Source organism: Peribacillus folii, assembly GCF_030271255.1.
In the GTDB taxonomy this organism is placed as follows: Bacteria; Bacillota; Bacilli; order Bacillales; family DSM-1321; genus Peribacillus.
This window is the reverse complement of record NZ_JASJOM010000037.1, coordinates 1-413: the sequence shown is the minus strand read 5'-3', so window position 1 is coordinate 413 and position 413 is coordinate 1. Positions and strand designations below refer to the sequence as shown.

General features: G+C 41.6%; 1 protein-coding gene. It reads left to right on the top strand.

Annotated features, from left to right (window positions below):
* Positions 1 to 304, top strand: a 304-nt coding sequence (locus QNI08_RS22435; protein WP_285769553.1) for a transposase, incomplete at its 5' end; no start/stop codon positions are given.
* Positions 305 to 413: the final 109 nt, after the last annotated feature.

The following is a 413-nucleotide window of genomic DNA, read 5'->3' as shown; positions in this document are numbered from 1 at the left end:
ATGCTCATTTTTATCACGGTGTACTGAAAGCAAAGACCATCAAAAAGTGGTGACACGGCATATCTGGCAAGCATATGTGGAAGAAGCAGATCATCTGCGTCATCATCAAGATGTAAAACCTATCTATGCGAAACGTAAAGAAACGATTGAGCGTGTATTCGCAGATGCAAAAGAAAAGCATGGGATGCGTTGGACTACTTTAAGGGGACTTAAAAAATTGTCGATGCAAGCGATGCTTACTTTCGCTGCCATGAATGTAAAGAAGATGGCCACTTGGACATGGCAAGGTCCTAAAACGGCTTAACATAGCGGCTCGAAGAGCCCAAATCTCGTAACCTTTGGACAAAATTTCAAAGGAATTTCAAAAGGGGTACGGAATTTAATAATTCCGTACCCCTTTTGTCTACAAACTG